This window comes from Cellulomonas phragmiteti (assembly GCF_016862775.1).
Classification (GTDB): Bacteria; Actinomycetota; Actinomycetes; order Actinomycetales; family Cellulomonadaceae; genus Cellulomonas; species Cellulomonas phragmiteti.
In genome coordinates, this window is sequence record NZ_BONP01000001.1 from 211,142 (window position 1) to 234,689 (window position 23,548).

General features: G+C 74.3%; 24 protein-coding genes. 20 read left to right on the top strand and 4 right to left on the bottom strand.

The genetic code is table 11. The features are described from left to right. From trmD to Cph01nite_RS01055, 10 genes are all read left to right on the top strand, one after another. The gene (trmD, locus tag Cph01nite_RS01010; protein WP_203670484.1) at positions 1–816 is read left to right on the top strand and encodes a tRNA (guanosine(37)-N1)-methyltransferase TrmD; all 816 of its coding nucleotides are present in this window, start codon (positions 1–3) and stop codon (positions 814–816) included. Between the two features lie 283 nt (positions 817–1,099). Further along, a complete protein-coding gene (rplS, locus tag Cph01nite_RS01015) occupies positions 1,100–1,465 on the top strand; it encodes a 50S ribosomal protein L19 (RefSeq protein ID WP_203670485.1) in 366 nt (121 codons plus the stop codon). Positions 1,466–1,611: 146 nt separating this feature from the next. Continuing rightward, entirely contained in the window at positions 1,612–2,499 is an 888-nt protein-coding gene (gene lepB / locus Cph01nite_RS01020; RefSeq protein ID WP_239068945.1) for a signal peptidase I, read from the top strand. Next, on the top strand, positions 2,496–3,320 hold the full coding sequence (rnhB, locus tag Cph01nite_RS01025; RefSeq protein ID WP_203670486.1) for a ribonuclease HII: 825 nt from the start codon (positions 2,496–2,498) through the stop codon (positions 3,318–3,320). The genes lepB and rnhB overlap by 4 nt, the downstream gene beginning before the upstream one ends. Positions 3,321–3,345: 25 nt before the next feature. Then, entirely contained in the window at positions 3,346–3,669 is a 324-nt protein-coding gene (locus tag Cph01nite_RS01030) for a DUF2469 domain-containing protein (RefSeq protein WP_203670487.1), read from the top strand. A gap of 142 nt (positions 3,670–3,811) precedes the next feature. Continuing rightward, positions 3,812–4,168 (top strand): YraN family protein, encoded by a 357-nt coding sequence (locus Cph01nite_RS01035; RefSeq protein ID WP_203670488.1) that lies wholly within the window; start codon positions 3,812–3,814, stop codon positions 4,166–4,168. Next, positions 4,168–5,685 (top strand): YifB family Mg chelatase-like AAA ATPase, encoded by a 1,518-nt coding sequence (locus tag Cph01nite_RS01040; protein WP_239068946.1) that lies wholly within the window; start codon positions 4,168–4,170, stop codon positions 5,683–5,685. The genes Cph01nite_RS01035 and Cph01nite_RS01040 overlap by 1 nt, the downstream gene beginning before the upstream one ends. After that, positions 5,682–6,893, top strand: a complete 1,212-nt coding sequence (gene dprA / locus Cph01nite_RS01045; protein WP_203670489.1) for a DNA-processing protein DprA — start codon at positions 5,682–5,684, stop codon at positions 6,891–6,893. Before Cph01nite_RS01040 ends, dprA begins: the two co-directional genes overlap by 4 nt. Positions 6,894–7,030: 137 nt before the next feature. Then, a complete protein-coding gene (locus Cph01nite_RS01050) occupies positions 7,031–7,963 on the top strand; it encodes a tyrosine recombinase XerC (protein ID WP_203670490.1) in 933 nt (310 codons plus the stop codon). A 71-nt stretch (positions 7,964–8,034) separates the two neighbouring features. Next, entirely contained in the window at positions 8,035–8,961 is a 927-nt protein-coding gene (locus Cph01nite_RS01055; protein WP_239068947.1) for a FliA/WhiG family RNA polymerase sigma factor, read from the top strand. 8 nt (positions 8,962–8,969) lie between these two features. On the opposite strand, the gene Cph01nite_RS01060 is transcribed toward Cph01nite_RS01055, so the two are convergent. Continuing rightward, positions 8,970–9,539 carry a murein hydrolase activator EnvC family protein gene (locus tag Cph01nite_RS01060; protein ID WP_239068948.1) on the bottom strand — a complete coding sequence of 190 codons (570 nt, stop codon included), beginning with the start codon at positions 9,537–9,539 and terminating at the stop codon, positions 8,970–8,972. A 425-nt stretch (positions 9,540–9,964) separates the two neighbouring features. Between Cph01nite_RS01060 and rpsB the strand changes: the two genes are divergently transcribed. The 8 genes from rpsB to dxr all read left to right on the top strand — a co-directional run bounded on the left by rpsB (position 9,965) and on the right by dxr (position 17,199). After that, the gene (gene rpsB / locus Cph01nite_RS01065; protein ID WP_203670493.1) at positions 9,965–10,987 is read left to right on the top strand and encodes a 30S ribosomal protein S2; all 1,023 of its coding nucleotides are present in this window, start codon (positions 9,965–9,967) and stop codon (positions 10,985–10,987) included. 115 nt (positions 10,988–11,102) lie between these two features. Beyond that, positions 11,103–11,948 (top strand): translation elongation factor Ts, encoded by an 846-nt coding sequence (gene tsf, locus Cph01nite_RS01070; RefSeq protein WP_203670494.1) that lies wholly within the window; start codon positions 11,103–11,105, stop codon positions 11,946–11,948. Between the two features lie 135 nt (positions 11,949–12,083). Continuing rightward, on the top strand, positions 12,084–12,836 hold the full coding sequence (pyrH, locus tag Cph01nite_RS01075; RefSeq protein ID WP_203670495.1) for a UMP kinase: 753 nt from the start codon (positions 12,084–12,086) through the stop codon (positions 12,834–12,836). A 66-nt stretch (positions 12,837–12,902) separates the two neighbouring features. Then, the gene (frr, locus tag Cph01nite_RS01080) at positions 12,903–13,460 is read left to right on the top strand and encodes a ribosome recycling factor (protein WP_203670496.1); all 558 of its coding nucleotides are present in this window, start codon (positions 12,903–12,905) and stop codon (positions 13,458–13,460) included. Continuing rightward, the gene (locus Cph01nite_RS01085) at positions 13,460–14,302 is read left to right on the top strand and encodes a phosphatidate cytidylyltransferase (protein WP_203670497.1); all 843 of its coding nucleotides are present in this window, start codon (positions 13,460–13,462) and stop codon (positions 14,300–14,302) included. The genes frr and Cph01nite_RS01085 overlap by 1 nt, the downstream gene beginning before the upstream one ends. A 32-nt stretch (positions 14,303–14,334) precedes the next feature. Beyond that, complete coding sequence (gene rlmN / locus Cph01nite_RS01090) at positions 14,335–15,465, top strand: dual-specificity RNA methyltransferase RlmN (RefSeq protein ID WP_203670498.1); 1,131 nt, start codon at positions 14,335–14,337, stop codon at positions 15,463–15,465. Further along, complete coding sequence (locus tag Cph01nite_RS01095) at positions 15,462–16,016, top strand: DivIVA domain-containing protein (protein ID WP_203670499.1); 555 nt, start codon at positions 15,462–15,464, stop codon at positions 16,014–16,016. The genes rlmN and Cph01nite_RS01095 overlap by 4 nt, the downstream gene beginning before the upstream one ends. Positions 16,017–16,047: 31 nt before the next feature. Then, a complete protein-coding gene (gene dxr, locus Cph01nite_RS01100) occupies positions 16,048–17,199 on the top strand; it encodes a 1-deoxy-D-xylulose-5-phosphate reductoisomerase (RefSeq protein ID WP_203670500.1) in 1,152 nt (383 codons plus the stop codon). A gap of 15 nt (positions 17,200–17,214) precedes the next feature. Here dxr and Cph01nite_RS01105 read toward each other — a convergent pair whose 3' ends face one another. The 3 genes from Cph01nite_RS01105 to Cph01nite_RS01115 are packed head-to-tail and all read right to left on the bottom strand — an operon-like array spanning position 17,215 to position 20,431. Further along, positions 17,215–18,591 carry an NAD(P)/FAD-dependent oxidoreductase gene (locus Cph01nite_RS01105; protein ID WP_239068949.1) on the bottom strand — a complete coding sequence of 459 codons (1,377 nt, stop codon included), beginning with the start codon at positions 18,589–18,591 and terminating at the stop codon, positions 17,215–17,217. Continuing rightward, positions 18,588–19,964 (bottom strand): aspartate aminotransferase family protein, encoded by a 1,377-nt coding sequence (locus Cph01nite_RS01110; protein WP_203670502.1) that lies wholly within the window; start codon positions 19,962–19,964, stop codon positions 18,588–18,590. Before Cph01nite_RS01110 ends, Cph01nite_RS01105 begins: the two co-directional genes overlap by 4 nt. Beyond that, the gene (locus tag Cph01nite_RS01115; RefSeq protein ID WP_203670503.1) at positions 19,961–20,431 is read right to left on the bottom strand and encodes an Lrp/AsnC family transcriptional regulator; all 471 of its coding nucleotides are present in this window, start codon (positions 20,429–20,431) and stop codon (positions 19,961–19,963) included. The genes Cph01nite_RS01110 and Cph01nite_RS01115 overlap by 4 nt, the downstream gene beginning before the upstream one ends. Before the next feature lie 225 nt (positions 20,432–20,656). Between Cph01nite_RS01115 and Cph01nite_RS01120 the strand changes: the two genes are divergently transcribed. Further along, positions 20,657–22,099, top strand: a complete 1,443-nt coding sequence (locus Cph01nite_RS01120; protein ID WP_203670504.1) for an aminobutyraldehyde dehydrogenase — start codon at positions 20,657–20,659, stop codon at positions 22,097–22,099. A 238-nt stretch (positions 22,100–22,337) separates the two neighbouring features. Next, entirely contained in the window at positions 22,338–23,543 is a 1,206-nt protein-coding gene (locus tag Cph01nite_RS01125; RefSeq protein WP_203670505.1) for a polyamine ABC transporter substrate-binding protein, read from the top strand. Positions 23,544–23,548: the final 5 nt, after the last annotated feature.

The window sequence follows — 23,548 nt, forward strand, 5'->3', positions numbered from 1 at the left end:
GTGCGCGTCGACGTCGTCTCGATCTTCCCGGAGTACCTGGCGCCCCTGGAGCTGTCGCTCGTCGGCAAGGCCCGGACGTCCGGCCTGCTGGACCTGCGGGTGCACGACCTGCGCGACTGGACCGACGACCGGCACCGCACCGTCGACGACACGCCGTTCGGCGGCGGCGCCGGCATGGTCATGCGGCCGGACGTGTGGGGGCGTGCGCTCGACGACGTCCTGACGCCCGAGGCCCACCTGCTCGTCCCGTCACCCGCGGGGGCGCCGTTCACGCAGCGGACGGCCGAGGAGCTGGCCGGCGAGCAGCACCTCGTGGTGGCGTGCGGACGGTACGAGGGCATCGACGCGCGCGTCGCGGAGCACTACGCCGCCCGCGCCCGGGTCACGGAGGTGTCGCTCGGCGACTACGTGCTCAACGGCGGCGAGGTCGCGGCGCTCGTCGTCGTCGAGGCGGTCGCGCGGCTGCTCCCGGGCGTCGTGGGCAACCCGGAGTCGCTCGTGGAGGAGTCGCACGGGGCCGCGGGCCTGCTGGAGTACCCGGTGTACACCAAGCCGCCGTCGTGGCAGGGGCACGACGTGCCGGACGTCCTGCTCTCGGGGCACCACGCCCGCATCGCCCGCTGGCGGCGGGACCAGGCGCTGCGCCGGACCGCCGTGCGTCGTCCCGACCTGCTCGAGGCGCTCGACGTGGCCCGCTGGGACCGGCACGACCTCGAGGTGCTCGCCGGCTGCGGGTGGCAGGTCGTCGACGGCCGGCTGCGGGCGCAGGACGGCGCGGGCGAGCAGCGCGCCGCGGGCGAGCAGGGCGGCGCCTGAGCCGCACGGAGCCCGGCGTGCGGGGGCCGTGTCGCCACCGAGCGACCCACGGCCGTCGGTTCGGTCACCGGGTCGGGGTGTGGCAGACTGTCTCCTCGGTGTGCGTCCGCCGCCTCTCTGCCGCAGGGGAGAGCGCCCGTGACGCGTGGACCGGACCGGCCTCGCGGCCGGGGCCCCGGTCCGGACCGACAGACCCGACCCACGGGCACGTGCCCTGCCCCGGCAGCGCGCGCGCCCGTCGATCACGTTCCTGACCTGCGGCAGGGCGGGGAAGCGACACGACATGCAGACGCTCGACGCGGTCGACGCAGCATCGCTGCGGAACGACCACCCGGACTTCCGTCCCGGCGACACCCTCAAGGTCAACGTGAAGGTCGTCGAGGGCAACCGCTCCCGTATCCAGGCCTTCCAGGGCGTCGTCATCGCCCGCCAGGGCGCCGGCGTCCGTGAGACCTTCACGATCCGCAAGATCAGCTTCGCCGTCGGCGTCGAGCGGACCTTCCCGCTGCACACGCCGTCGATCGAGTCGATCGAGGTCGTCACCCGTGGCGACGTGCGCCGCGCGAAGCTGTACTACCTGCGCGCGCTGCGCGGCAAGAAGGCGAAGATCAAGGAGAAGCGCGAGAACGCCCCGGCGAAGAAGCGCTGAGCCCTCACGCTCCCGGCACGTCGCGACGGGCGGTCACCCTCGGGTGGCCGCCCGTCGTCGTCCCCGGACGTCCGGGAGGCGTCGCGGGGGGTCTCGCGAGGTGGCGCGCGCGCACGAACGCCTCGGGTTCGTGCCAAAGTGTGTCGGTGACCGAGTTCCGAGCCGACGGAACGGGGCCGATGCCGTCCTCCGACCGCCCCGCCGACGCCCAGCCGACCGCCGCGCGCCCGTTGTGGACGCCCACGGGCGCGCACGGTGGGGGGTCCGGTCAGGACTGGGCCTCGCGCTCGCGCGAGGAGCGCGCGGAGACCGGTGGTGACGCCGCCGCGCACCGGGACCGCGACGCGGTCCGTCGCCGGTCGGGCACGGCGTGGTCCTGGGTCCGGGAGACCGCGATCATCCTCGTCAGCGCGCTCGTCCTGTCGCTGGTGGTCAAGACGTTCCTGGTCCAGGCGTTCTTCATCCCGTCGCAGTCGATGCGGGAGACCCTCGTCGAGAACGACCGGATCCTGGTCAGCAAGCTCACGCCCGGACCGTTCGACCTGCAGCGCGGCGACGTCGTGGTCTTCAAGGACCCGGGCGGCTGGCTCACCCCCGAGATCCAGCAGCCGCGCGGGCCCGTGGCCCAGGCGGTCAACGACGGGCTGACGTTCATCGGCCTGCTCCCGCAGGACGCCGGAGAGCACCTGGTCAAGCGCGTCATCGGCCTGCCCGGCGACCGCGTGGCGTGCGCCGGACCCGGCGAGCCGGTCACCGTCAACGGCGTCGCGATCGACGAGTCCTACGTGGCTCCCGGCTCCCAGCCGAGCGAGAAGGAGTTCGAGGTCGTCGTGCCCCCGAACTCGCTGTGGGTGATGGGGGACAACCGTCAGCACTCGGCGGACTCCCGGTACAACCAGGGCCGGGCCGGTGGCGGGTCCGTCCCCGTGGCCAACGTCGTGGGCGTCGCGTTCGTCACCGTGTGGCCCGTCGACCGCTTCACCATGCTCCGCAACCCGTCCGCGACGTTCGCCGACGTCCCCGACGCGGGATGACGACCGCGGTCACCGGCACCTCGGCGCGGCGGTCGGCCACGGGCGTGCGACGCCCGGCGCGCCCCGCGCCGCACCTGCGCCACGAGCGCGCCCTGCTGCGGGGCGGTCTGCGGCTCGTCGCCGGGATGGACGAGGTGGGGCGCGGGGCCCTCGCGGGCCCGGTGTCGGTGGGCGTGGTGGTCGTCGACCTCGCGACGCGCTCCGCCCCGCGCGGCGTGGCCGACTCCAAGCTGCTCAGCCCGGCGGCACGCCAGGCCCTGCTGCCCGCGCTGGGGCGCTGGGGCGTCGCGCGGTCGGTGGGGCACGCGTCGCCCGAGGAGATCGACGCGTGCGGCATCATCGCGGCCCTGCGGCTGGCCGGCACCCGGGCGCTGCGGGCCGTCACCGAGGTCGTGGACCGGGTCGACGCCGTGGTGCTCGACGGGTCGCACGACTGGCTGACGCCCCCGGCGCCCGACCTCCTCGGCACGCAGGACGACCTGTTCGAGGCCGTGCCGGACGTCCCGGTGCCCGTGGTCCACCTGCGGGTCCGGGCGGACCGCTCCTGCGCGAGCGTCGCCGCGGCGAGCGTCCTGGCCAAGTGCGAGCGCGACGCCCTCATGGTGCGCCACGCGGCCGCGCACCCCCAGTACCGCTGGGAGGACAACAAGGGCTACGCCGCGCCGGAGCACCTCGCAGCGCTGCGCGAGCACGGGCCGAGCGTGCTGCACCGGCGGTCGTGGCGCCTGCCGTCCGTGCAGGAGCCGCCCGTCGCGACGAGCGGGCAGGGCTGGGTCGCCGACGCGCTGCTGCCGGACGACGCCGGGGACGGCCGGTGGTGACGGCACGATGGGGGATGATGGTCCGGTGAGCGCCGAGGACCTGGAGAACTACGAGACCGACATGGAGCTCGCGCTCTACCGCGAGTACCGCGACGTGGTCGGGCTCTTCTCGTACGTCGTCGAGACCGAGCGGCGGTTCTACCTGGCCAACCACGTGGACCTGCAGGTCCGGTCCGCCGCGGGTGAGGTCTACTTCGAGCTGTCGCTGGTCGACGCCTGGGTGTGGGACGTGTACCGGTCGGCGCGCTTCGTGAAGTCGGTCCGGGTGGTGACCTTCAAGGACGTCAACGTCGAGGAGCTCGCCAAGGCCGAGCTGGACCTCGGGGCGGGTCCGGGCTTCACGCGCTGACGACGGGTGCGCACGTCGGCGGTCGCACGCCGGCGCCCAGCCGTCCACAGCCCCCGCCCGGGACCGGCCCGTCCACGGGTCCGCCGAGACGCGCCCCGGCCACCGCTGCGGCCCGTCAGGGTCGGTGCCGGAGGTGGTCGACGTGCGAGCGAAGGACGCGGTCGGGCGGTACGGGGAGGACGTGGCGGCGGCGTTCGTCGCGCGAGCGGGTTGGACGGTGCTCGCCCGCAACTGGCGGTGCCCCGAGGGCGAGCTCGACATCGTCGCGCTCGACGGGGACGAGGTCGTCGCCGTCGAGGTCAAGACGCGACGGTCGACGACCTACGGGCACCCTGCCGAGGCGGTCACCCACCGCAAGCTCGCCCGGCTGCGCCGGCTGACGGCGCGCTGGCTCAGCGAGCACGACGTCCGCGCCCGGTCCGTCCGGGTCGACGTCATCGCGGTCCTCGTCCCGCGCCAGGGCGCGGCGCAGGTCGAGCACCTCGTCGGGGTGCTCTGATGCTCGGGCGGACCCGCGCCGTCGCGCTCGTGGGCCTCGTGGGCCACCTCGTGGACGTCGAGTCGCACCTCGCGCCGTCGCTTCCCGCGTTCACCCTGGTGGGCCTGCCCGACGCGTCCCTGGCCGAGGCCCGGGACCGGGTGCGCGCCGCCGTGACGTCGTCGGGGCTCGCGTGGCCCACGCGTCGGATCACGGTCAACCTGTCGCCCGCGACGCTGCCGAAGACGGGCTCGTCGTTCGACCTGGCCGTGGCCGTGGCGACCCTCGCGGGCGCGGGACTCGCCGAGCCGTCGTCCGTGGCCGGCTGGGTCCACCTCGGCGAGCTCGGCCTGGACGGTCGGCTGCGGCCCGTCCGTGGGGTCCTGCCCTCGGTGGCCGCCGCGGTCGCCGCAGGGCATCCGCGGATCGTGGTCCCGCGGGGGAACGCGGCGGAGGCACGCCTCGTCCCGGGGGCGGACGTGCTGGCCGCGGACAGCCTCGGGGAGGTCGCCGCGCATCACGGTGCCGACGTCGAGGTGCCGGACGTCGAGCCCGTACGGGACGTCGTCACGGCGGTCCCGGTGCGCTCCGCTCCGGACCTGGCGGACGTGCTGGGGCAGGACGAGGCGCGGTACGGGCTGGAGGTCGCGGCCGCCGGTGGGCACCACCTGCTGATGGTGGGGCCGCCGGGGGCCGGCAAGACGATGCTCGCGGCACGTCTGCCCGGTCTGCTGCCGGACCTCGACGAGGCCGACGCCGTCGAGGTGACCGCCGTGCACTCGGTGGCGGGCACGTTCGACCCCGGTGGCGGCCTGGTGCGTCGGCCACCGTTCGAGGACCCGCACCACACCGCGACGCCCGCGAGCATCGTCGGTGGCGGGTCGGGGCTGCCCCGCCCCGGGGCGGCGTCCCGCGCGCACCGGGGCGTGCTGTTCCTCGACGAGGCGCCCGAGTTCACCTCCGCCGTGCTGCAGACGCTGCGCCAGCCTCTCGAGCACGGGGAACTCGTGCTCCACCGGGCCGCCGGCACGGCCCGATACCCCGCGCGCTTCCAGCTGGTGCTGGCCGCCAACCCGTGCCCCTGCGGCCACGCGACGGGCAAGGGCCTGGCGTGCACGTGCCGACCCGAGCAGCGGCGGCGGTACTTCGGCAAGCTCTCCGGGCCGCTGCTCGACCGTGTCGACCTCCAGCTCGAGGTCCCACCTGCCCGCGCGGCCGACGCCGCCGGCGAGGGCACGGCCACGGTGGCGCACCGGGTGGTCGCGGCACGGGCGGCCCAGCGTGACCGCTGGCGGTCCACCGGCTGGCGGACCAACGCGGAGGTGCCCGGCCGGCAGCTGCACGCACGCCTGGGAGCGGACCGTGCGCTCGTGGGCGACCTGGAGCGGGCGGTCGACCGCGGCACGCTGAGCCTGCGGGGGGCCGACCGTGTGCTGCGGGTCGCGTGGACGGTCGCCGACCTCGCCGGCCGCGCCGCCCCCCGCCGCGAGGACGTCGCCCACGCCCTGGTGCTGCGCACGCGCGGGCACGGCGCATGAGCGGGCCGGCGGGCACCTCGGCCGAGGGGCGGACCGGTGTCGGCGACGAGCGACGGGCCCGCGCGGTCTGGAGCGCCCTCGTGGAGCCCGGCGACGCGGTCGCCGGCGCCCTGGTGCAGGCGTGCGGTGCCGCGCCGGCGCTGGCGTGGGTCGCGGGCGCCGTCGAGGCGGGCCGTCCCGACTGGTCGCAGCTCGAGACAGCCGGCAGCGGGCTCGACGGGGCCCTGCGCGGACGCCTCGGTGCCGCGGTGCGCCGGTGGTCCGCACGGTGGCCCTCGCTCGACGCGGAGCGTGATGTGGCCGCCGGGCGGCGCTGCGGGGCACGGCTGGTGATCCCCGGCGACCCGGCGTGGCCGACCGGTCTGGACGACCTGGGGGCGCTGGCCCCGTTCGCGCTGTGGGTCCGCGGCGCTCCGCCGGCAGCGCCGCGGGCGGTCGCGCTGGTCGGTGCGCGGGCCAGCACCACCTACGGCGAACGCGTGACCGTCGACCTGGCGGTGGAGCTCGCGCGACGTGGCTGGGCGGTGGTGTCCGGAGGGGCGTACGGCATCGACGCGGCGGCGCACCGCGGCGCGCTCATGGGCGAGGGCCGGACCCTGGTCGTGCTCGCCGGGGGCGTCGACCGCGCCTACCCGGTGGGCAACGCGCCGCTGCTGGAGGAGGTCGTCCGCGCCGGCGGCAGCCTCGTCAGCGAGGTGCCGCCGGGGGCGACGCCGAGCCGGAGCCGGTTCCTGCAGCGCAACCGGCTCATCGCCGCGATCTCCGGTGCCACCGTCGTGGTGGAGGCGGCATGGCGCTCGGGTGCCGTCAGCACGGCCCACCACGCGGGACGTCTGCTGCGCCCCGTGGGTGCGGTGCCGGGCCCCGTCACCTCGGCGGCGTCGGCGGGCTGCCACCGCCTGCTGCGCGACGGGGTCGCCGTGTGCGTCACGGACGCGGCGGAGGTCATCGAGCTCGTCGGGCACGTGGGACCCGATCTGGCGCCCGCGCCGGACGGGGATGCGGCACGCGCCACGGACGGCCTCGACCCGCTGGCCCGGGCGGTGCACGACGGGTTGTCGCGCCGGACCGCGCGCGACACCTCGCAGGTCGCCGCGCGCGCCGGGACGACGCTCGCCCAGGCTCGTGCGATGCTCGGGCTGCTGGAGCTCGAAGGGCTCGCACGCCGGGCTGCTTCCGGTTGGGTGGTGGGTGACGCACATGAGTAGCGGACGGGTGAAAAAAAGCGGCGTTGGTGGGAATTCACTCCACCGGATCGGACATTGTCGGCCAATCCGTGCGGCGCTTTGGGCGTACGTCCAGGACCAGCCTTGTCGAACCGCGTGGTGCACGTCACCTTAGGGGCATGAACTTGGCCGAGATCACCACAGGGGCACCATCGCGTGCGCTTCTGTGCAGCGATTTCGCCCTCCATCTGCGGGCGCAGCGAGGGGTGTCGGACCACACCGTCCGTGCGTACCTCGGCGACGTGGACCACCTCCTCGACCACGCTGTGCGCCACGGCGTCACCCGCGTGGACGAGATCGACATCACGGTGCTCCGCGGCTGGCTGGCCGCGATGGCGAACGCCGACCGCAGCCGTGCCACGCTGGCGCGCCGGGCGGCCGCCGCCCGGACGTTCTTCCGCTGGGCGACCCACACCAGCCGTGTCGCCACGGACCCCACCCTGCGTCTGGGCACCGCCCGTGCGGCCGGCACCCTGCCGACCGTGCTGGCGCTCGAGCCCGTCACCCGCCTCCTCGACGCCGCGCGTGAGCGTGCCGCCGACGGCGACCCCGTCCACGTGCGCGACTGGGCGGCCGTGGAGCTGCTGTACGCCACCGGCGTGCGCGTCGGCGAGCTGTGCGGTGCGGACGTCGACGACCTCGACCTGGCGGAGCTCACCCTGCGGGTCGTCGGCAAGGGCGACAAGGAGCGCGTCGTGCCCTTCGGTCGCCCGGCGTCCCGGGCGCTCGACGCGTGGCTGCGGACCGGTCGTCCTCGGCTCGCGCGTGACGGATCGGGCAGCGCCCTGCTGCTCGGGCGCCGCGGCGGACGCATCGACCAGCGTCAGGTCCGCACCGTCGTCCACGAGCTGGCGGCGCAGGTGGGTGTCGACGACATCGCGCCCCACGCGCTGCGTCACACCGCGGCGACGCATCTGCTCGAGGGCGGGTCCGACCTGCGCACGGTGCAGGAGATCCTCGGCCACGCGAGCCTGTCGACGACCCAGCGGTACACCCACGTCTCGGCCGAGCGGCTGCGCTCGGCCTTCGAGCTCGCGCACCCGCGGGCCTGACCTGCATGACCACCCACCCGGGCGGGGCCCCTTCCCCCCACCTGACCACCTGCACAGAGACGGAGCCGACGATGACGGCACTGCACGAAGCCCTCGCCGGCACCGCCGCGCCCGCCGCGCTGCGCGCCTACACCCCGGGGACGGCACCGACCGGACTCGTCCCGCAGCAGCGGACGGCGACCGCCGCGGCTCCGGCGACCCACGCCGAGGCCCCCGCCCCGGAGGTCGTCGAGCAGTCGCCCGTCGACCTCGCGTGGTCCGAGTTCACCGCGTCCCGCTGCCCGCAGGCCCGCGAGCGTCTGATCCTGCACTACGTGCCGCTGGTCATGGCGGTCGCCGGTCGCATCGGCATGCGGCTGCCGTCCACGGTCGAGCACGCGGACCTCGTCTCCTACGGCATGTTCGGACTGATCGACGCGATCGAGAAGTACCGCACCGACCGCGCCGTGAAGTTCGAGTCCTACGCGTCGTCCCGCGTCCGGGGCGCGATCATCGACGAGCTGCGGGCGATGGACTGGGTCCCGCGCTCGGTGCGCACCAAGGCGCGCGCCGTCGATCGTGCCTACGGCGAGCTCGAGTCCTCGCTCCACCGCGCGCCGACCGAGGCGGAGGTCGCGCAGCGGCTCGAGCTGCCCGTCGGCGAGCTGCGTGCCGTGTACTCCCAGCTCGCCTCGGTGAACATCGCCGCGCTCGACGAGCTGCTCGCCGGCAGCGACGACCGGCCCGGTGCGGCGACGTTGGCCGACACCCTGGGCGACCGTCGCGCCGACGACCCGGCCGGCTCGGTCGAGGCCCAGGAGACCAAGTACCTGCTGTCCCGGGCCATCGAGTGCCTCGGCGAGCGTGAGCGGCTGGTCGTCGTCCTCTACTACTACGAGAGCATGACGCTCGCGGAGATCGGGCGCGTGCTCGGTGTCACGGAGTCGCGCATCTCGCAGATCCACACGGCCGCGATGGGCCGGCTGCGCACGCGGCTGCTCGACGCCGAGCACGCCTGACACCTCGGTCACGGGACCGGCAGGAGGACGACCGGGCCGCGACCCGGCAGCAGCGCCCACGGGTTCACGTACCGGTCGTCCTCCCGCACGCCCCAGTGCAGAGCAGGGCCGCCGTGCGCCCCGCCGTGCGCGTGGCCGTCGACCGTCCCGAGGACGTCGCCGGCACGCACGTGGGCACCGGCGGCCACCGACGGGCTGACCGGCTCGAGGCTGCTGCGCCGCCCGTCGTCGTGCAGCACCGTCACGACGCCGCGGTCGACGACCCGGCCCGCAAACGTCACGGTCCCGTCGGCCGGCGCCCGCACGGCCGCGCCGGGCTCGGCCGCCAGGTCCACGCCGCGGTGACCGGCGAGCCACGGACGGGCGGGCGGGTCGAACGCCCGCACCACCCGGACCGGCGCGTCGAGAGGTGCCCGGTAGACGACCGCGGCCGGCGCGGGTGGCCGTGCGGGTGCGCCGTCGGCGCCGGACCCGGGCAGGATCGCGCCCAGCACCAGGGCGACGGAGCACGCGGCACGGAGGGCGGCGCGCAGAGCGGCGCGACGCGGCGCGGGGCCGGGGTGCGGGGGAGCGGTCACGCGTCGATCGTGCCGTCCGGCGCCGACGGGGCGCCCGACCCGGTGGCGGGTCCGTGGACGAGCCGCCCGCGGGTGGGACCTGGGGTCGGGTCGCCGGCGCGGCGCCCTTCGTCCTGCGGCGCGGTCCGGGCTCCTGCCGTGGTGGGCTAGACTGCTCCCACGACCGGCGTGTGCCGGTCGAATTCGCGTGCCACGACCCCGGTCGTCCACGTCGACGTCGTCCATCCGTCGGTGCCTCGGCCCGGCAGGACGCGCGGTCGACGTCGACGGCGGACGTCGTCCGCAACGGTCCGGGCCTCGTGCCCGGCGCGGGCGCCGTGTGGCACCAGGGGCACGGCCGCCGGCCGCGCCGACAACCGAGATCGCGGGCCCGGGGGGTCCGCAGGAGCGCGTGCGCCTCGCGGTGCACGCCGGAAGGACGTGCCATGGCCGTCGTGACCATGCGCCAGCTGCTCGAGAGCGGTGTCCACTTCGGGCACCAGACCCGCCGCTGGAACCCCAAGATGAAGCGCTTCATCTTCACCGAGCGCAACGGCATCTACATCGTCGACCTGCAGCAGTCGCTGTCCTACATCGACCGTGCGTACGAGTTCGTCTCCCAGACGGTCGCGCACGGCGGCTCGATCCTGTTCGTCGGGACGAAGAAGCAGGCGCAGGAGCCGGTCGCCGAGCAGGCTGCGCGCGTCGGCATGCCCTACGTGAACCAGCGCTGGCTGGGCGGCATGCTCACCAACTTCACGACGGTCCACAAGCGCCTCCAGCGCCTCAAGGAGCTCGAGCAGATCGACTTCGACGACGTCGCGGGCTCGTCCCTGACGAAGAAGGAGCTGCTCGTCCTGCGTCGCGAGAAGGACAAGCTCACCAAGACCCTCGGTGGCATCCGCGACATGGCCAAGGTCCCCTCGGCCGTGTGGATCGTCGACACCAACAAGGAGCACCTCGCCGTCGACGAGGCGCGCAAGCTCGGCATCCCGGTCGTCGCGATCCTCGACACCAACTGCGACCCCGACGTCGTGGACTACCCGATCCCGGGCAACGACGACGCGATCCGCGCCGTCCAGCTGCTCACCCGCGTGATCGCGGACGCGGTCGCCGACGGCACGCTCAAGCGCCACTCCGGCGGTTCGTCCGCCGCGCAGGGTGGCGACGCGGGCGCGGAGCCGCTCGCCGAGTGGGAGCGTGAGCTCCTCGCCGGTGCCGAGGCCGGCCTGCAGGACCCGGCGGCCGTCGAGGCTGCCGCGCAGGCCGTGGGTGACGTCGAGGCGGCTCCGGGCACCGCGAGCCCCGAGGAGTCGGCCGCCGCGCCCGGCCAGGACGCCGCTCCCGCCGTCGAGGCCGCCGCCGCGGCCGAGGCGCGCGAGGAGACCGCGGCCACGACGGCCGAGGAGGCCCCGGCCGCCGAGGCCGCTGCCGAGCCGACCGAGGCCGCGGGCACCGAGCAGGCCTGACGCCGGCGCCCACGGGCGCCCGGCACGACCCGACGGGTGCGGCGCGGAGGACCGCGCCGCACCCGGCATGCCGAGGACCTCGGCATGACGAGAAACTCCAGGACGGACGGAACTGATGGCGAACTACTCGCTGGCAGACATCAAGGCCCTGCGCGAGCGGACCGGCGCGGGCATGCTCGACGTGAAGAAGGCGCTGGAGGAGGCGGAGGGCGACGCCGACAAGGCGCTCGAGATCATCCGCGTCAAGGGCCTCAAGGGCGTCGGCAAGCGCGAGGGCCGCTCCGCCTCCGACGGCCTGGTCGCCGCGCACGTCGGCCCGACGGCCGACGGCGAGGGGCAGACCGGTGTGCTCGTCGAGGTGAACTCCGAGACGGACTTCGTCGCGAAGAACCAGACCTTCATCTCGCTCGCCGACCGCGTCCTGGCCACGGCCGTCGCGACCGGTGCGGCGGACGCGGACGCGCTGCTGGCTGCCGAGACGGACGGCGTGACCGTGCAGACGGTCGTCGACGAGACGGCTGCGACCCTGGGCGAGAAGGTCGTCGTGCGGCGTGTCGCCCGGCTCGCCGGCGAGCACGTCGAGGTCTACCTGCACAAGGTCAACAAGGACCTGCCCCCGCAGGTCGGCGTCCTCGTGGCGACCGACGCGGCCGGTGCCGGCGTGGCCCGCGACATCGCGACCCACATCGCCGCCTTCTCGCCGTCGTACCTCACGCGTGACGAGGTGCCCGCCGACGTCGTCGAGAACGAGCGCCGCATCGCCGAGGAGACCGCCCGCAACGAGGGCAAGCCCGAGGGCGCGCTCCCGAAGATCGTCGAGGGTCGCGTCAACGGCTTCTTCAAGGAGTCGGTCCTGCTGGACCAGGCGTTCGCCAAGGACAACAAGAAGTCGGTCGCCCAGGTGCTCACCGAGGCCGGTGGCACGGTGACCGGGTTCGTGCGCTACCGCGTGGGAGCCTGAGCGCGTGACGACGACGGTGGCCCCGGCCCGCGAGGGTCGGGGCCGCCGCCGCACCGGGCGTCCGCGGTCCGCCGGACGATCCGCGCCGACCCAGCGGCCAGGCGCCACGCGGCGCACGAGCGAGGTGGAGAACACGTGAGCCAGCAGCCGTCGTCGCAGGGGCACCGCGAAGGTCCGGGAGGGGCGCGCCGCGTCCTGCTCAAGCTCTCCGGCGAGAGCTTCGGCGGCGGGGCCGTCGGCCTGGCCGTCCCCGTGGTCCGTCGGATCGCCGAGGAGATCGCCGCCGCCGTCGCCGGCGGCGTGCAGGTCGCGATCGTGGTGGGGGGCGGCAACTTCTTCCGCGGCGTCGAGCTGCAGGTCAGCGGCATGGACCGCGCGCGTGCCGACTACATGGGCATGCTCGGCACGGTGATGAACTGCCTCGCGCTGCAGGACTTCCTCGAGCAGGCGGGCGTCAGCACGCGCGTGCAGACGGCGATCGCGATGGGGCAGGTCGCCGAGCCGTACATCCCGCTGCGGGCCATCCGGCACCTCGAGAAGGGTCGCGTCGTGATCTTCGGCGCGGGCGCCGGCATGCCGTACTTCTCGACCGACACGGTCGCCGTGCAGCGCGCCCTGGAGACGCACTGCCAGGAGGTGCTCATGGGCAAGAACGGTGTCGACGGCGTCTACACCGCCGACCCGCGCCTCGACCCCGACGCCCGCAAGCTCGACCACCTGACGTACACCGAGGCGATCGTCGGCGAGCTCGGCGTGATGGACACGTCGGCGCTGAGCCTGTGCCGGGACAACGACGTGCCGATGCGCGTCTTCGGCCTCGAGGCCACCGGCAACGTCACGCGTGCCCTCGAGGGTGAGAAGATCGGGACGCTCGTCACCGCGAGCTGAGCACCGCGCCGGGTGGTCCTGCCGCCCGGGAGCGCAGGTCCGCACGACACAGACGAAGGAGCACCGGTGATCGACGACACACTCCTCGAGGCCGAGGAGAAGATGGACAAGGCCGTGGAGGTCGCGAAGGAGGACTTCGCGGCGATCCGGACCGGCCGGGCGAACGCCGCGATGTTCGCGAAGGTGTTCGTCGACTACTACGGCTCGCCGACCCCGCTGCAGCAGCTGGCGTCCTTCAACGTCGTCGAGGCCCGCACGATCCTCGTGTCGCCGTTCGACAAGTCGTCGACGACCGCGATCGAGAAGGCCCTGCGCGACTCCGACCTCGGCGTGAACCCGACCAACGACGGCAACGTCGTCCGCGTCGTGCTCCCCGCCCTGACGGCCGAGCGTCGCAAGGACTTCGTCAAGCTCGCCAAGTCGAAGGCGGAGGACGCCCGCATCTCGGTGCGCTCCGTGCGTCGGCGCGCCAAGGAGGAGCTCGACCGCATCGCGAAGGACGGCGAGGCGGGCGAGGACGAGGTCGGACGCGCCGAGAAGGAGCTCGAGTCGCTGACGAAGAAGCACGTCGAGATCGTCGACCAGCTGCTCGCCTCCAAGGAGAGCGAGCTGCTCGAGGTCTGATGACGCAGCTTGCCGCCCCTCGCAAGACCGGAGCGGGCCGGGACCTCCCGGCCGCCGTGACGGTCGGCGTCGTCCTGCTCGGCGTCGTCGGGGCGTCGCTGTTCGTCCGCAAGGAGGCGTTCGCCGCGTTCGCCGTGATCGCGGTGAGCGCGGCGATGTGGGAGCTCGCGCAGGCCTTCACCCGGCGGTCGATCCACCTGCCGCTGGTGCCGCTGATCGTCGGGTCGGCGGGGATCCTCGTGTCGGCGTACGTCGCCGGCACGGAGGCGCTCTTCGTCGCCTTCCTGCTGACCGTCGGCGGGGCCGTCGTGTGGCGCGTGCTCGACGGCAGTGGCGAGGCTGCCCTGCGGGACGCGTCCGCGGCGACGTTCGCGGCGGCGTACCTGCCGTTCCTCGGCGGGTTCGTCATGCTCATGCTCGCCGAGCCCGACGGGCCGGCCAGGGTCGCGCTGTTCATCCTGCTGGCCGTCGCGTGCGACACCGGCGGGTTCGTGGTCGGCTCGCTGCTGGGACGGCACCCCTTGGCTCCGTCGGTCAGCCCCAAGAAGACGTGGGAGGGCCTGTTCGGGTCCCTCGTGCTCACGAGCGTGGTGGGCGTGATCGGCGTGCAGACCGTCTTCCAGGGCGAGCCGCTGGTGGGAGCGCTGCTGGGCGTCGGTGTCGTCGTCAGCGCGACGCTCGGCGACCTCGCGGAGTCGATGCTCAAGCGTGACCTCGAGCTCAAGGACATGGGGCGGCTGCTGCCCGGCCACGGCGGCGTGCTCGACCGGCTCGACTCCCTCCTGCTCACCGCCCCGGTGGTGTGGGTCCTGCTCACCGTCCTCCAGCCCGCCGCCGGCTGACCGCTCCCATCCACCGGAAGGAGGCGCGAGACGTGAACGCCACCCCTGTGCGCCTGCAGCTCACCGCCTCGTCCCGGGGCGCGCGCGGCAAGCCCCCGCGGCACTTCGTCGACCTCACGCCCGACGAGCGGGTCGAGGCCGTGACGGCCCTCGGCGAGAAGCCGTTCCGCGCCAAGCAGCTCGCGACCCACTACTTCACGCACCTGACCGCCGACCCCGGTGCGATGACGGACCTGCCGAAGGCCAGCCGGGACGTGCTCGTCGCGGACCTCTTCCCGGAGCTGCTGACGACCACCCGCACGCTCACCGCCGACCACGGCACGACCGTCAAGACGCTCTACCACCTGTTCGACGGCGCCAAGGTCGAGTCCGTCCTCATGCGGTACGCCAACCGCACGACCCTGTGCGTGTCGTCCCAGGCGGGCTGCGGGCTGGCCTGCTCGTTCTGCGCCACCGGCAAGATGGGGCTGCTGCGCAACCTGTCGACGGCCGAGATCGTCGAGCAGGTCCGGCAGGCCGCGCAGGCGCTGGCGGCGGGCGAGGTGCCGGGCGGCGCGACACGGTTGAGCAACGTGGTCTTCATGGGCATGGGTGAGCCGCTGGCCAACTACAAGGCCGTCATGGCGACGGTGCGCCGGCTGGTCGCCCCGGCGCCCGACGGCCTGGGCATGTCGGCCCGCAACGTCACCGTCTCGACGGTGGGCCTCGTCCCCGCGATGGACAAGCTCGCGGGGGAGGGCATCCCCGTGACCCTGGCGCTCTCGCTGCACGCCCCCGACGACGAGCTGCGCAGCGAGCTGGTGCCGGTGAACACGCGCTGGAGCGTGGACGAGGCGCTCGACTCCGCGCGCCGCTACTTCGACGCGACCGGTCGCCGCGTCTCCATCGAGTACGCGCTGATCCGGGACGTCAACGACCACGCCTGGCGCGCGGACCTGCTGGGGGAGAAGCTCCTCGCCCGTGGCGGCGCCGGGTGGGTGCACTGCAACCCCATCCCGCTGAACCCGACGCCGGGTTCGCGCTGGACGGCGAGCGATCCCGGGGTCGAGCGCGAGTTCGTGGCACGCTTGCGTGCGCACGGGATCCCGACGACCATCCGGGACACCCGCGGCAGCGACATCGACGGCGCGTGCGGCCAGCTCGCGGCGGAGGAGGACGAGTGAGCGACGGGATGTTCCGCACGGTCTCCGGGCTGCGGCGTGGCTACGACCCCGACGAGGTGGACGAGTTCTTCTCGCACGCCCGCTCGGTGTACGAGCAGGGCCCCGCGACGGCGATCTCGGGTGCCGACGTGCGGCAGGTGGCGTTCGACCTGGTCCGCGGCGGGTACGTCACGGCTGCCGTCGACGCCGCCCTCGACCGGCTCGAGGCCGCGTTCGTCGCGCGTCACCGTGCCCAGTTCGTCGCCGAGCGCGGGCAGGACGCGTGGATGGCGCACCTCGGTGCCCAGGCCCGGTCGCTCTACGGCCGCCTGGGACGACCGGACGGCGACCGCTTCGCGCCGCCGGAGGGCCGCAAGCCCGGGTACGAGCCGGCGGACGTCGACGAGCTGTGCCACCGCCTGGTGGCCTACTTCGACACCGGGGCACCGCTGACCGCGGGCGAGGTCCGGGCGACGACGTTCCGTCGCCGCAACGGTCGCAACGGCTACGCGGAGGGACCCGTCGACGCGTTCGTCGCGCGCGCGGTCGAGGTCCTGCTCGGCGTCGAGTGACCACCTCCCGCACCGGACGTCGGAGGAACGCATGACTCGCACGGTCGTCGTGCTCGGCTCGACGGGCTCGATCGGCACGCAGGCCCTGGAGATCATGGCGCCGCGTCCCGACGCCTTCCAGGTCGTCGGCCTGTCCGCCGGCGGCGCGAACGTGGACCTGCTGGTCGCGCAGGCCCGGGCGCACGCCGTGCCCGTCGTGGCGGTCGCCGACCCCGCCGCCGCGGCGGCGGTGCGCGCGGCGCTGCCCGGGACCCGGGTGCTCGCGGGTGCCGACGCGGCGGCCGAGCTCGCGGCCTGCGGCGCCGACGTCGTGCTCAACGGCATCACCGGCTCGGTCGGTCTGCTGCCGACGCTCGCCGCGCTGCGGGCCGGCAGCTCGCTCGCCCTCGCCAACAAGGAGTCCCTGGTGGTCGGCGGTGCGCTCGTGCACGCCGCCGCGGTGCGGCCCGACCAGATCGTCCCGGTCGACTCCGAGCACTCGGCGATCGCGCAGGCGCTGCGCTCCGGGGCGGGGCACGAGGTCCGCCGCCTCGTGCTCACGGCGTCGGGCGGGCCGTTCCGCGGGTGGTCGGCCCAGGAGGTCGCGGGGGCGACGCCGCAGCAGGCGCTGGCGCACCCGACGTGGTCGATGGGTCCGGTCGTCACCGTCAACTCCGCCAGCCTCATGAACAAGGGCCTCGAGCTCATCGAGGCGCACCTGCTCTTCGACGTCCCGGCCGACCGGATCGCCGTCGTGGTGCACCCGCAGTCGGTGGTGCACTCGATGGTCGAGTTCGTCGACGGGTCGACGATCGCCCAGGCGTCCCCCCCGGACATGCGGCTGCCGATCGCGCTGGGGCTCGCGTGGCCGGACCGCGTGCCGGGGGCGGCCGCGGCGTGCGACTGGACGGCGGCCACGTCGTGGACGTTCGAGCCGCTCGACGAGGAGGTGTTCCCCGCGGTCGGCCTCGCGCGGTCCGCGGTGGCCGCGTCCGCGACGCACCCGGCCGTCTACAACGCCGCCAACGAGGAGTGCGTCGCGGCGTTCCTCGACGGGCGCATCGGGTTCGGGCGGATCGTCGCGACGGTGGCCGACGTGCTGGCCGACCACGCGGGCACGCCTGCGGACGAGCTCACGCTCGACGCGGTCCTCGACGCCGAGTCGTGGGCGCGCACCCGCGCGCACGAGGTGCTCGCCTCCTGACCGACGGGGGCCCGCTCACCCGCCCAGCAGGGGTGCGAGCACGTCCGTCACGCGGCTCGGGCGGCCCGTCCGGGCCTCGGTGCGGTCCGACCAGGCGGTCGCCCACCGCGCGGCGGTGATCCCCGCCCACCGCAGCGGCTCCGGCTCCCACGGCGGAGAACGGTGCCCCACCCACGGCAGCCGCGTCAGCGGGGTGTCCGCGCCGGTCACGAGGTCGGCCAGCGTGCGCCCGGCGAGGTTCGCGGTGCCGACGCCGTCACCGACGTAGCCGCCGGCCCAGCCGATCCCCGTCGCGGGGTCCAGCCCGACGGAGGCGTGCCAGTCGCGCGGGACCCCGAGCGGGCCGCCCCACACGTGCGTCACGTCGACGTCGGCGAGGTGGGGGAACAGGCCGACGAGGGTCCGCCGCAGGTGCCGGTGGACGCGGGGGGCCCGGTCGTAGGACGGCTCCACGCGTGAGCCCGCGTGGTACGGCGCCCCCCGGCCCCCGAACGCGAGGCGGTCGTCGGCGGTGCGCTGGCCGTAGACGACCAGGTGGCGCGCGTCGGTGAACGTCTGACCCCGGTCCAGCCCGATCTGCGACCACACGGCGGCCGGCAGGGGCGCGGTGGCGATCATGAGCGAGTACACGGGCGCCAGGTCCCGGTGGGTGCCCGGCAGCGTCGCCGTCCACGCCTCGGTGGCACGCACGACGAACCGTGCGCGGACCGTCCCCTGGTCGGTGACGACCGCCCGCGGCGAGATCCGTCGCGCCCGGGTGCCCTCGACGATGCGCGCCCCGCGCTGCTCGACCACGCGCGCGAGCCCGCGCACGAGCCGCACGGGCTGCAGCCGGGCGCAGTCCGGTGCCCACGACCCCGCCAGCACGCCCGCGGCCCGCACGTGGTCGGCGACGCCGGCGGGGTCGAGCAGGTGCGCCTCGTCACCCCACCGGTCGGCCTGGGCGACCTGCGCCGCGACGCGGTCGACCTGGGGGGCGGTCCGCGCGAGCGTCACGGTCCCCCCGAACCGGAAGTCGCAGTCGATCTGCTCCGCCGCCGCGACACCACCGACCTCCACGACCGTGTCGCGCATGGCGGCGCGCATCTCACGGGTGGCCTCGGGCCCGTGGCGCCGGGCGAGCGCGTCGGGCCCGACGGGGAACAGCGCGGAGCACCACCCGCCGTTGCGCCCGCTGGCACCGAAGCCGACGACGTGCGCGTCGAGCACCAGCACGTCGAGGGACGGGTCCGCCTCGAGCAGGTAGTACGCGGTCCACAGACCGGTGAAGCCCCCGCCGACGACCACGACGTCCGCGGTGGTGTCACCGTCCAGCGGCGGTCGCGCGCGGGCGGCGTCGGGGTCGTCGGCGACGACCTGGTCCCACCACAGCGACAGGTCGGCGACGGTCACAGGCGCGCCCACGCCTCGGTGAGGACGCCGCGCAGGATCTGCTCGATCTCGTCGAACTGGGCGGGGCCGCACGTCAGCGGCGGGGCCAGCTGCACGACGGGGTCCCCGCGGTCGTCCGCCCGGCAGTACAGCCCCGCCTCGTAGAGCGCGGGGGTGAGGAACCCGCGCAGCAGCCGCTCGGACTCGTCGTCGTCGAACGTCTCGCGGGTGGCGGTGTCCTTGACGAGCTCGATGCCGTAGAAGAAGCCCTCGCCACGGACGTCGCCGACGATCGGCAGGTCGAGCAGCCGCTCGAGCGTGCGGCGCAGCACGGGGGCGTTCTGCCGGACGTGGTCGACGACGCCCTCGGTCTCGAACAGGTCGAGGTTCGCCATGGCGACGGCCGCCGAGACCGGGTGGCCGCCGAAGGTGTAGCCGTGCGCGAAGCTCGTCGTGCCGGTGGCGAAGGGCTCGAACACCCGGTCGGACACCAGGCACGCGCCGATGGGCGAGTAGCCCGACGTCATGCCCTTGGCGCACGTGATCATGTCGGGGACGTAGCCGAGGTCCTCGCACGCGAAGATCGAGCCGATGCGCCCGAAGGCGCAGATGACCTCGTCGGAGACGAGCAGCACGTCGTGCTCGTCGCAGATCTCCCGCACGCGCTCGAAGTAGCCCGGCGGCGGCGGGAAGCAGCCGCCGGCGTTCTGCACCGGCTCGAGGAACACCGCGGCGACCGTCTCGGGTCCTTCGAACTCGATGGCCTCGGCGATCCGGTCCGCCGCCCAGCGTCCGAAGGCCTTGGGGTCCTCGCGCAGGTGCTCCGGCGCGCGGTAGGCGTTGGTGTTGGGCACCTTGTGGGCTCCGGGGACCAGCGGCTCGAAGGGCGCCTTGAGCTCGGGGAGCCCCGTGATGGACAGCGCGCCCTGCGTCGTCCCGTGGTACGCAACGGCCCGGGAGACCACCTTGTGCTTGCCCGGGCGCCCCCGCAGCTTCCAGTACTGCTTGGCGAGCTTCCACGCCGTCTCGACGGCCTCGCCGCCGCCCGTCGTGAAGAAGACGCGGTTGACGTCGCCCGGGGCGTGGGCCGCCAGCCGCTCCGCGAGGTCGATGGCCTGCGGGTGGGCGTAGGACCAGATCGGGAAGAACGCCAGCTCGCGCGCCTGCGCCGCCGCCGCGGCGGCCAGCTCCTCGCGGCCGTGGCCCAGCTGCACCACGAACAGCCCCGACAACCCGTCGATGAGGCGGTGCCCGTCGGCGTCCCACACGTGGTGCCCCTCGCCGCGCACGATCGTCGGGACCCCGTGCTCCCAGGAGCTCTGGCGCGTGAAGTGGCCCCAGAGGTGGTCACGGGCGGCGGTCTGGCGGTCGGTGCCGCGCGGCGTGGTGCTCATCGTGTTCCCCAGTTGTAGAGCTGCTTGTGCAGTCGCAGGTAGACGAAGGTCTCGGTGCTGCGGACTCCCGGCAGGGCGCGGATCGCGTCGTTCAGCACGGTCAGGAGGTGCTCGTCGTCCTCGCAGACCACCTCGACGAGCACGTCGAAGGAGCCCGCGGTGACGACCACGTAGTCGACCTCCGCGACGGCGGCGACCTGCTCGGCGAGCTCGTTGAGGTCGCCGTCGGCGCGGATGCCGATCATCGCCTGGCGCCGGAAGCCCACCTGGAGGGGGTCGGTGACGGCGACGATCTGGATCACGCCGGACTCCTGCAGGCGCTGCACGCGCTGCCGGACGGCCGCCTCGGACAGGCCGACGGCCTTGCCGATGGTCGCGTACGCCCGGCGCCCGTCCTCCTGCAGCTGCTCGATGATGCCCTTGGCCGCCGCGTCCAGCGCGACGACGGTGCGGTCCCGCTGCGTCATGGTGCCGATCGTGACGCGCGGGACGGGAGCACGGCAAGTGATTCCGCGTTGCGATCGCGTGTCCACGCGCGGATCCGCATGACGGACGCGTGTCGGGCGCCGATTCCGCTGCTCGTCGGCGCTCGCGGTGCTACCGGAGCGACCGTGCGGCGCACTAGCCTTCGCCGCATCGCACCGCCGCCCGCAGACCGCCGCCCCGCCCACGGGGACGTCAGGAGGAGCACCGTGTCCGACGTCGCGCCGCTCGAGCTCACCAACGTCGTCGACGGCCGGGACGTCCCGGCCCGCGACGGCGCCACCACTGCCGTGATCGACCCGAGCACCGGCCAGGAGTACGCGCGGGCACCGCGCAGCGGCCCGCCGGACGTCGAGGACGCCTACGCGGCCGCCCACCGCGCGGCCGCCACCTGGGGACGCACGAGCCCCGCGGAGCGGCAGACCGCCCTGCTGGCGCTGGCGGACCTGGTCGACGAGCACGCCGACGAGCTGGTGGCCGCGGAGTCGCGCAACACCGGCAAGCCGCTGCACCTGACCGCCACCGACGAGATCCCGCCGTGCGCCGACCAGCTGCGGTTCTTCGCCGGGGCGGCGCGCGTGCTCACGGGGCTGTCGGCGGGGGAGTACCTCGAGGGGCACACGTCGTGGCTGCGCCGCGAGCCCGTCGGGGTGGTCGGTCAGGTGACGCCGTGGAACTACCCGCTGATGATGGCGGTCTGGAAGATCGCGCCCGCGCTCGCGGCCGGCAACACCGTCGTGCTCAAGCCGTCCGACACGACGCCGGTGACGACGGTCCGCCTCGCGCAGCTCGCGGCGCAGGTGCTGCCCCCCGGGGTCCTGAACGTCGTCTGCGGCGACCGTGACACCGGGCGTGCCCTCGTGGCCCACCCGCGCCCGGACCTGGTCGCGATCACCGGCTCGGTCCGGGCGGGCGCGGAGGTCGCGCGGGCGGCGGCCGACGGGCTCAAGCGCGTCCACCTCGAGCTCGGGGGCAAGGCGCCGGTGCTGGTCTTCGACGACGCCGACGTGGCCGCCGCAGCCGAGGGCATCGCCGACGCCGGCTACTACAACGCGGGGCAGGACTGCACGGCCGCCACGCGCGTCCTGGTCCACGCGCGCGTGCACGACGACCTCGTCGCGGCACTGGTGCAGGCGGCCCGGGCGCGACGCACGGGCATGCCCGACGACCCGGACGTCGCCTTCGGCCCGGTGAACAACGCCGGGCAGCTCGAGCGGGTCACGGGCTTCCTCGACCGGCTGCCGGGCCACGCGGAGGTCGTCGCGGGGGGCGGGCGGCCGGCGGGGCCGGGCTACTTCCTCGAGGCGACGGTCGTGGACGGTCTGCGCCAGACCGACGAGGCCGTGCAGGAGGAGATCTTCGGGCCGGTGATCACGGTCCAGACGTTCACGGAGGAGGCCGAGGCCGTGCGCCTGGCCAACGACGTGCGCTACGGGCTGTCCTCGTCGGTGTGGACGACCGACCACGCCCGCGCCCTGCGGGTGTCGCGCGCGCTCGACTTCGGAGTGGTGTGGGTCAACACGCACCTGCCGTTCGTCGCGGAGATGCCGCACGGAGGGTTCAAGCACTCCGGTCACGGCAAGGACCTCTCGCTGTACGGCCTCGAGGAGTACACGCGCCTCAAGCACGTCATGTCGGCCTTCGACGCGTAGCACGTACCGGGACGAACCGGGACGGTCCGATCGGTGGGCGGCACTGTCATCCCGCGGGGTCACGCCCGTAACATGTGGCCGCCGTCACCGCCCTGGCAACGTTCTTCGTCGTGGATGTTCCGGGACTGCAAACTTTTCGTTGCGTGCGGTGCGTGATGCCACGGATTCCTTGTGCGGCCACCGTCCGGTGGGCCACGATCCACGCGGGCCGCCCCACGGTCCGGGCGAGAGGAGCGAGATGAGCAGCGACCGACGTGCCCTGCCGGGTGACCCGCGCGTGCGCGAGCTGGTGCGCCAGGCCCAGGGGGTCTCACGGCGCCGATTCCTGGCGGGGGCCGCGGGTGTCGTGGGCGCCGGGGCGCTGCTCGGGGCGTGCGGGACGGCCGGGCCGACGCAGGCGGGCGACGGGGGCAGGGGCGACGGCCCGCTGCGCTGGGCGAACTGGACCCAGTACCTCGACCAGGACGAGGACTCCACCAGCTTCCCCACGCTCGTCGCGTTCGAGGAGTCGTCGGGGATCGACGTCGAGTACTACGAGGACATCGAGGACAACGACTCGTTCTACGGCAAGATCTCGCGCCAGCTCGAGAACGGGCAGGACGTCGGCTACGACGTCGTCACCCTCACCGACTGGATGGCGGCGCGGTGGATCCGCCAGCAGCACGTCGCCGAGCTCGACCGCACACGCATCCCGAACGCCGAGAACATCCTGCCGAACCTCGCCGCCGTCGACTTCGACGACGGACGCAGGTTCTCGCTGACGTGGCAGTCCGGGTTCGCAGGGATCGCCTGGAACAGGGAGGTGATCCCCGACGGTCTGCGCTCCGTCTCGGACCTGTGGGACCCGCAGTACAGGGGCCGTGTCCTGGTGCTGTCCGAGATGCGCGACACGATCGGCCTCCTCATGCTCGAGAACGGCATGGACCCGGCCGGCAGCTGGACCACCGACGACTGGTTCGACGCCCTCGACGTCGTGCAGCGCAACCTCGCCGACGGCCAGATCCGCCAGGTCCGGGGCAACTCCTACACGCAGGACCTCGCCTCCGGCGACGCGGTCGCCTGCATCGCGTGGTCGGGCGACATCACGTCGCTCAACTACGAGAACGACGGCAAGTTCGCGTTCGCCATCCCCGACGCCGGCGGCACCCTGTGGAGCGACAACCTCATGGTCCCCAAGGCGTCGTCCCGCCGCGCGCAGGCCGAGGACCTCTTCGACTACTACTACGACCCGGTCGTCGCCGCCGAGGTGGCCGCGTGGGTCAACTACGTCACCCCCGTGCAGGGTGCGCAGGAGGCGATGACGCAGATCGACCCCGAGCTCGCCGAGGACCCGATGATCTTCCCCACCGAGGAGATCCTGTCCCAGGTCCACGTGTTCCGGACGCTGACCCCGGCGGAGGAGGAGCGGTACAACGGCCAGTTCCTCGAGGCGATCGGCGCCTGAGGACG

Excerpts from the sequence above, each read along its gene's own strand:
- rplS (WP_203670485.1), top strand. The coding sequence starts at position 1,100 with ATGCAGACGCTCGACGCGGTCGACGCAGCATCGCTGCGGAACGACCAC.
- rnhB (WP_203670486.1), top strand. The coding sequence starts at position 2,496 with ATGACGACCGCGGTCACCGGCACCTCGGCGCGGCGGTCGGCCACGGGC.
- Cph01nite_RS01040 (WP_239068946.1), top strand. The coding sequence starts at position 4,168 with ATGCTCGGGCGGACCCGCGCCGTCGCGCTCGTGGGCCTCGTGGGCCAC.
- dprA (WP_203670489.1), top strand. The coding sequence starts at position 5,682 with ATGAGCGGGCCGGCGGGCACCTCGGCCGAGGGGCGGACCGGTGTCGGC.
- Cph01nite_RS01050 (WP_203670490.1), top strand. The coding sequence starts at position 7,031 with ATGAACTTGGCCGAGATCACCACAGGGGCACCATCGCGTGCGCTTCTG.
- Cph01nite_RS01055 (WP_239068947.1), top strand. The coding sequence starts at position 8,035 with ATGACGGCACTGCACGAAGCCCTCGCCGGCACCGCCGCGCCCGCCGCG.
- rpsB (WP_203670493.1), top strand. The coding sequence starts at position 9,965 with ATGGCCGTCGTGACCATGCGCCAGCTGCTCGAGAGCGGTGTCCACTTC.
- tsf (WP_203670494.1), top strand. The coding sequence starts at position 11,103 with ATGGCGAACTACTCGCTGGCAGACATCAAGGCCCTGCGCGAGCGGACC.
- Cph01nite_RS01085 (WP_203670497.1), top strand. The coding sequence starts at position 13,460 with ATGACGCAGCTTGCCGCCCCTCGCAAGACCGGAGCGGGCCGGGACCTC.
- dxr (WP_203670500.1), top strand. The coding sequence starts at position 16,048 with ATGACTCGCACGGTCGTCGTGCTCGGCTCGACGGGCTCGATCGGCACG.
- Cph01nite_RS01110 (WP_203670502.1), bottom strand. The coding sequence starts at position 19,964 with ATGAGCACCACGCCGCGCGGCACCGACCGCCAGACCGCCGCCCGTGAC.
- Cph01nite_RS01115 (WP_203670503.1), bottom strand. The coding sequence starts at position 20,431 with ATGACGCAGCGGGACCGCACCGTCGTCGCGCTGGACGCGGCGGCCAAG.
- Cph01nite_RS01125 (WP_203670505.1), top strand. The coding sequence starts at position 22,338 with ATGAGCAGCGACCGACGTGCCCTGCCGGGTGACCCGCGCGTGCGCGAG.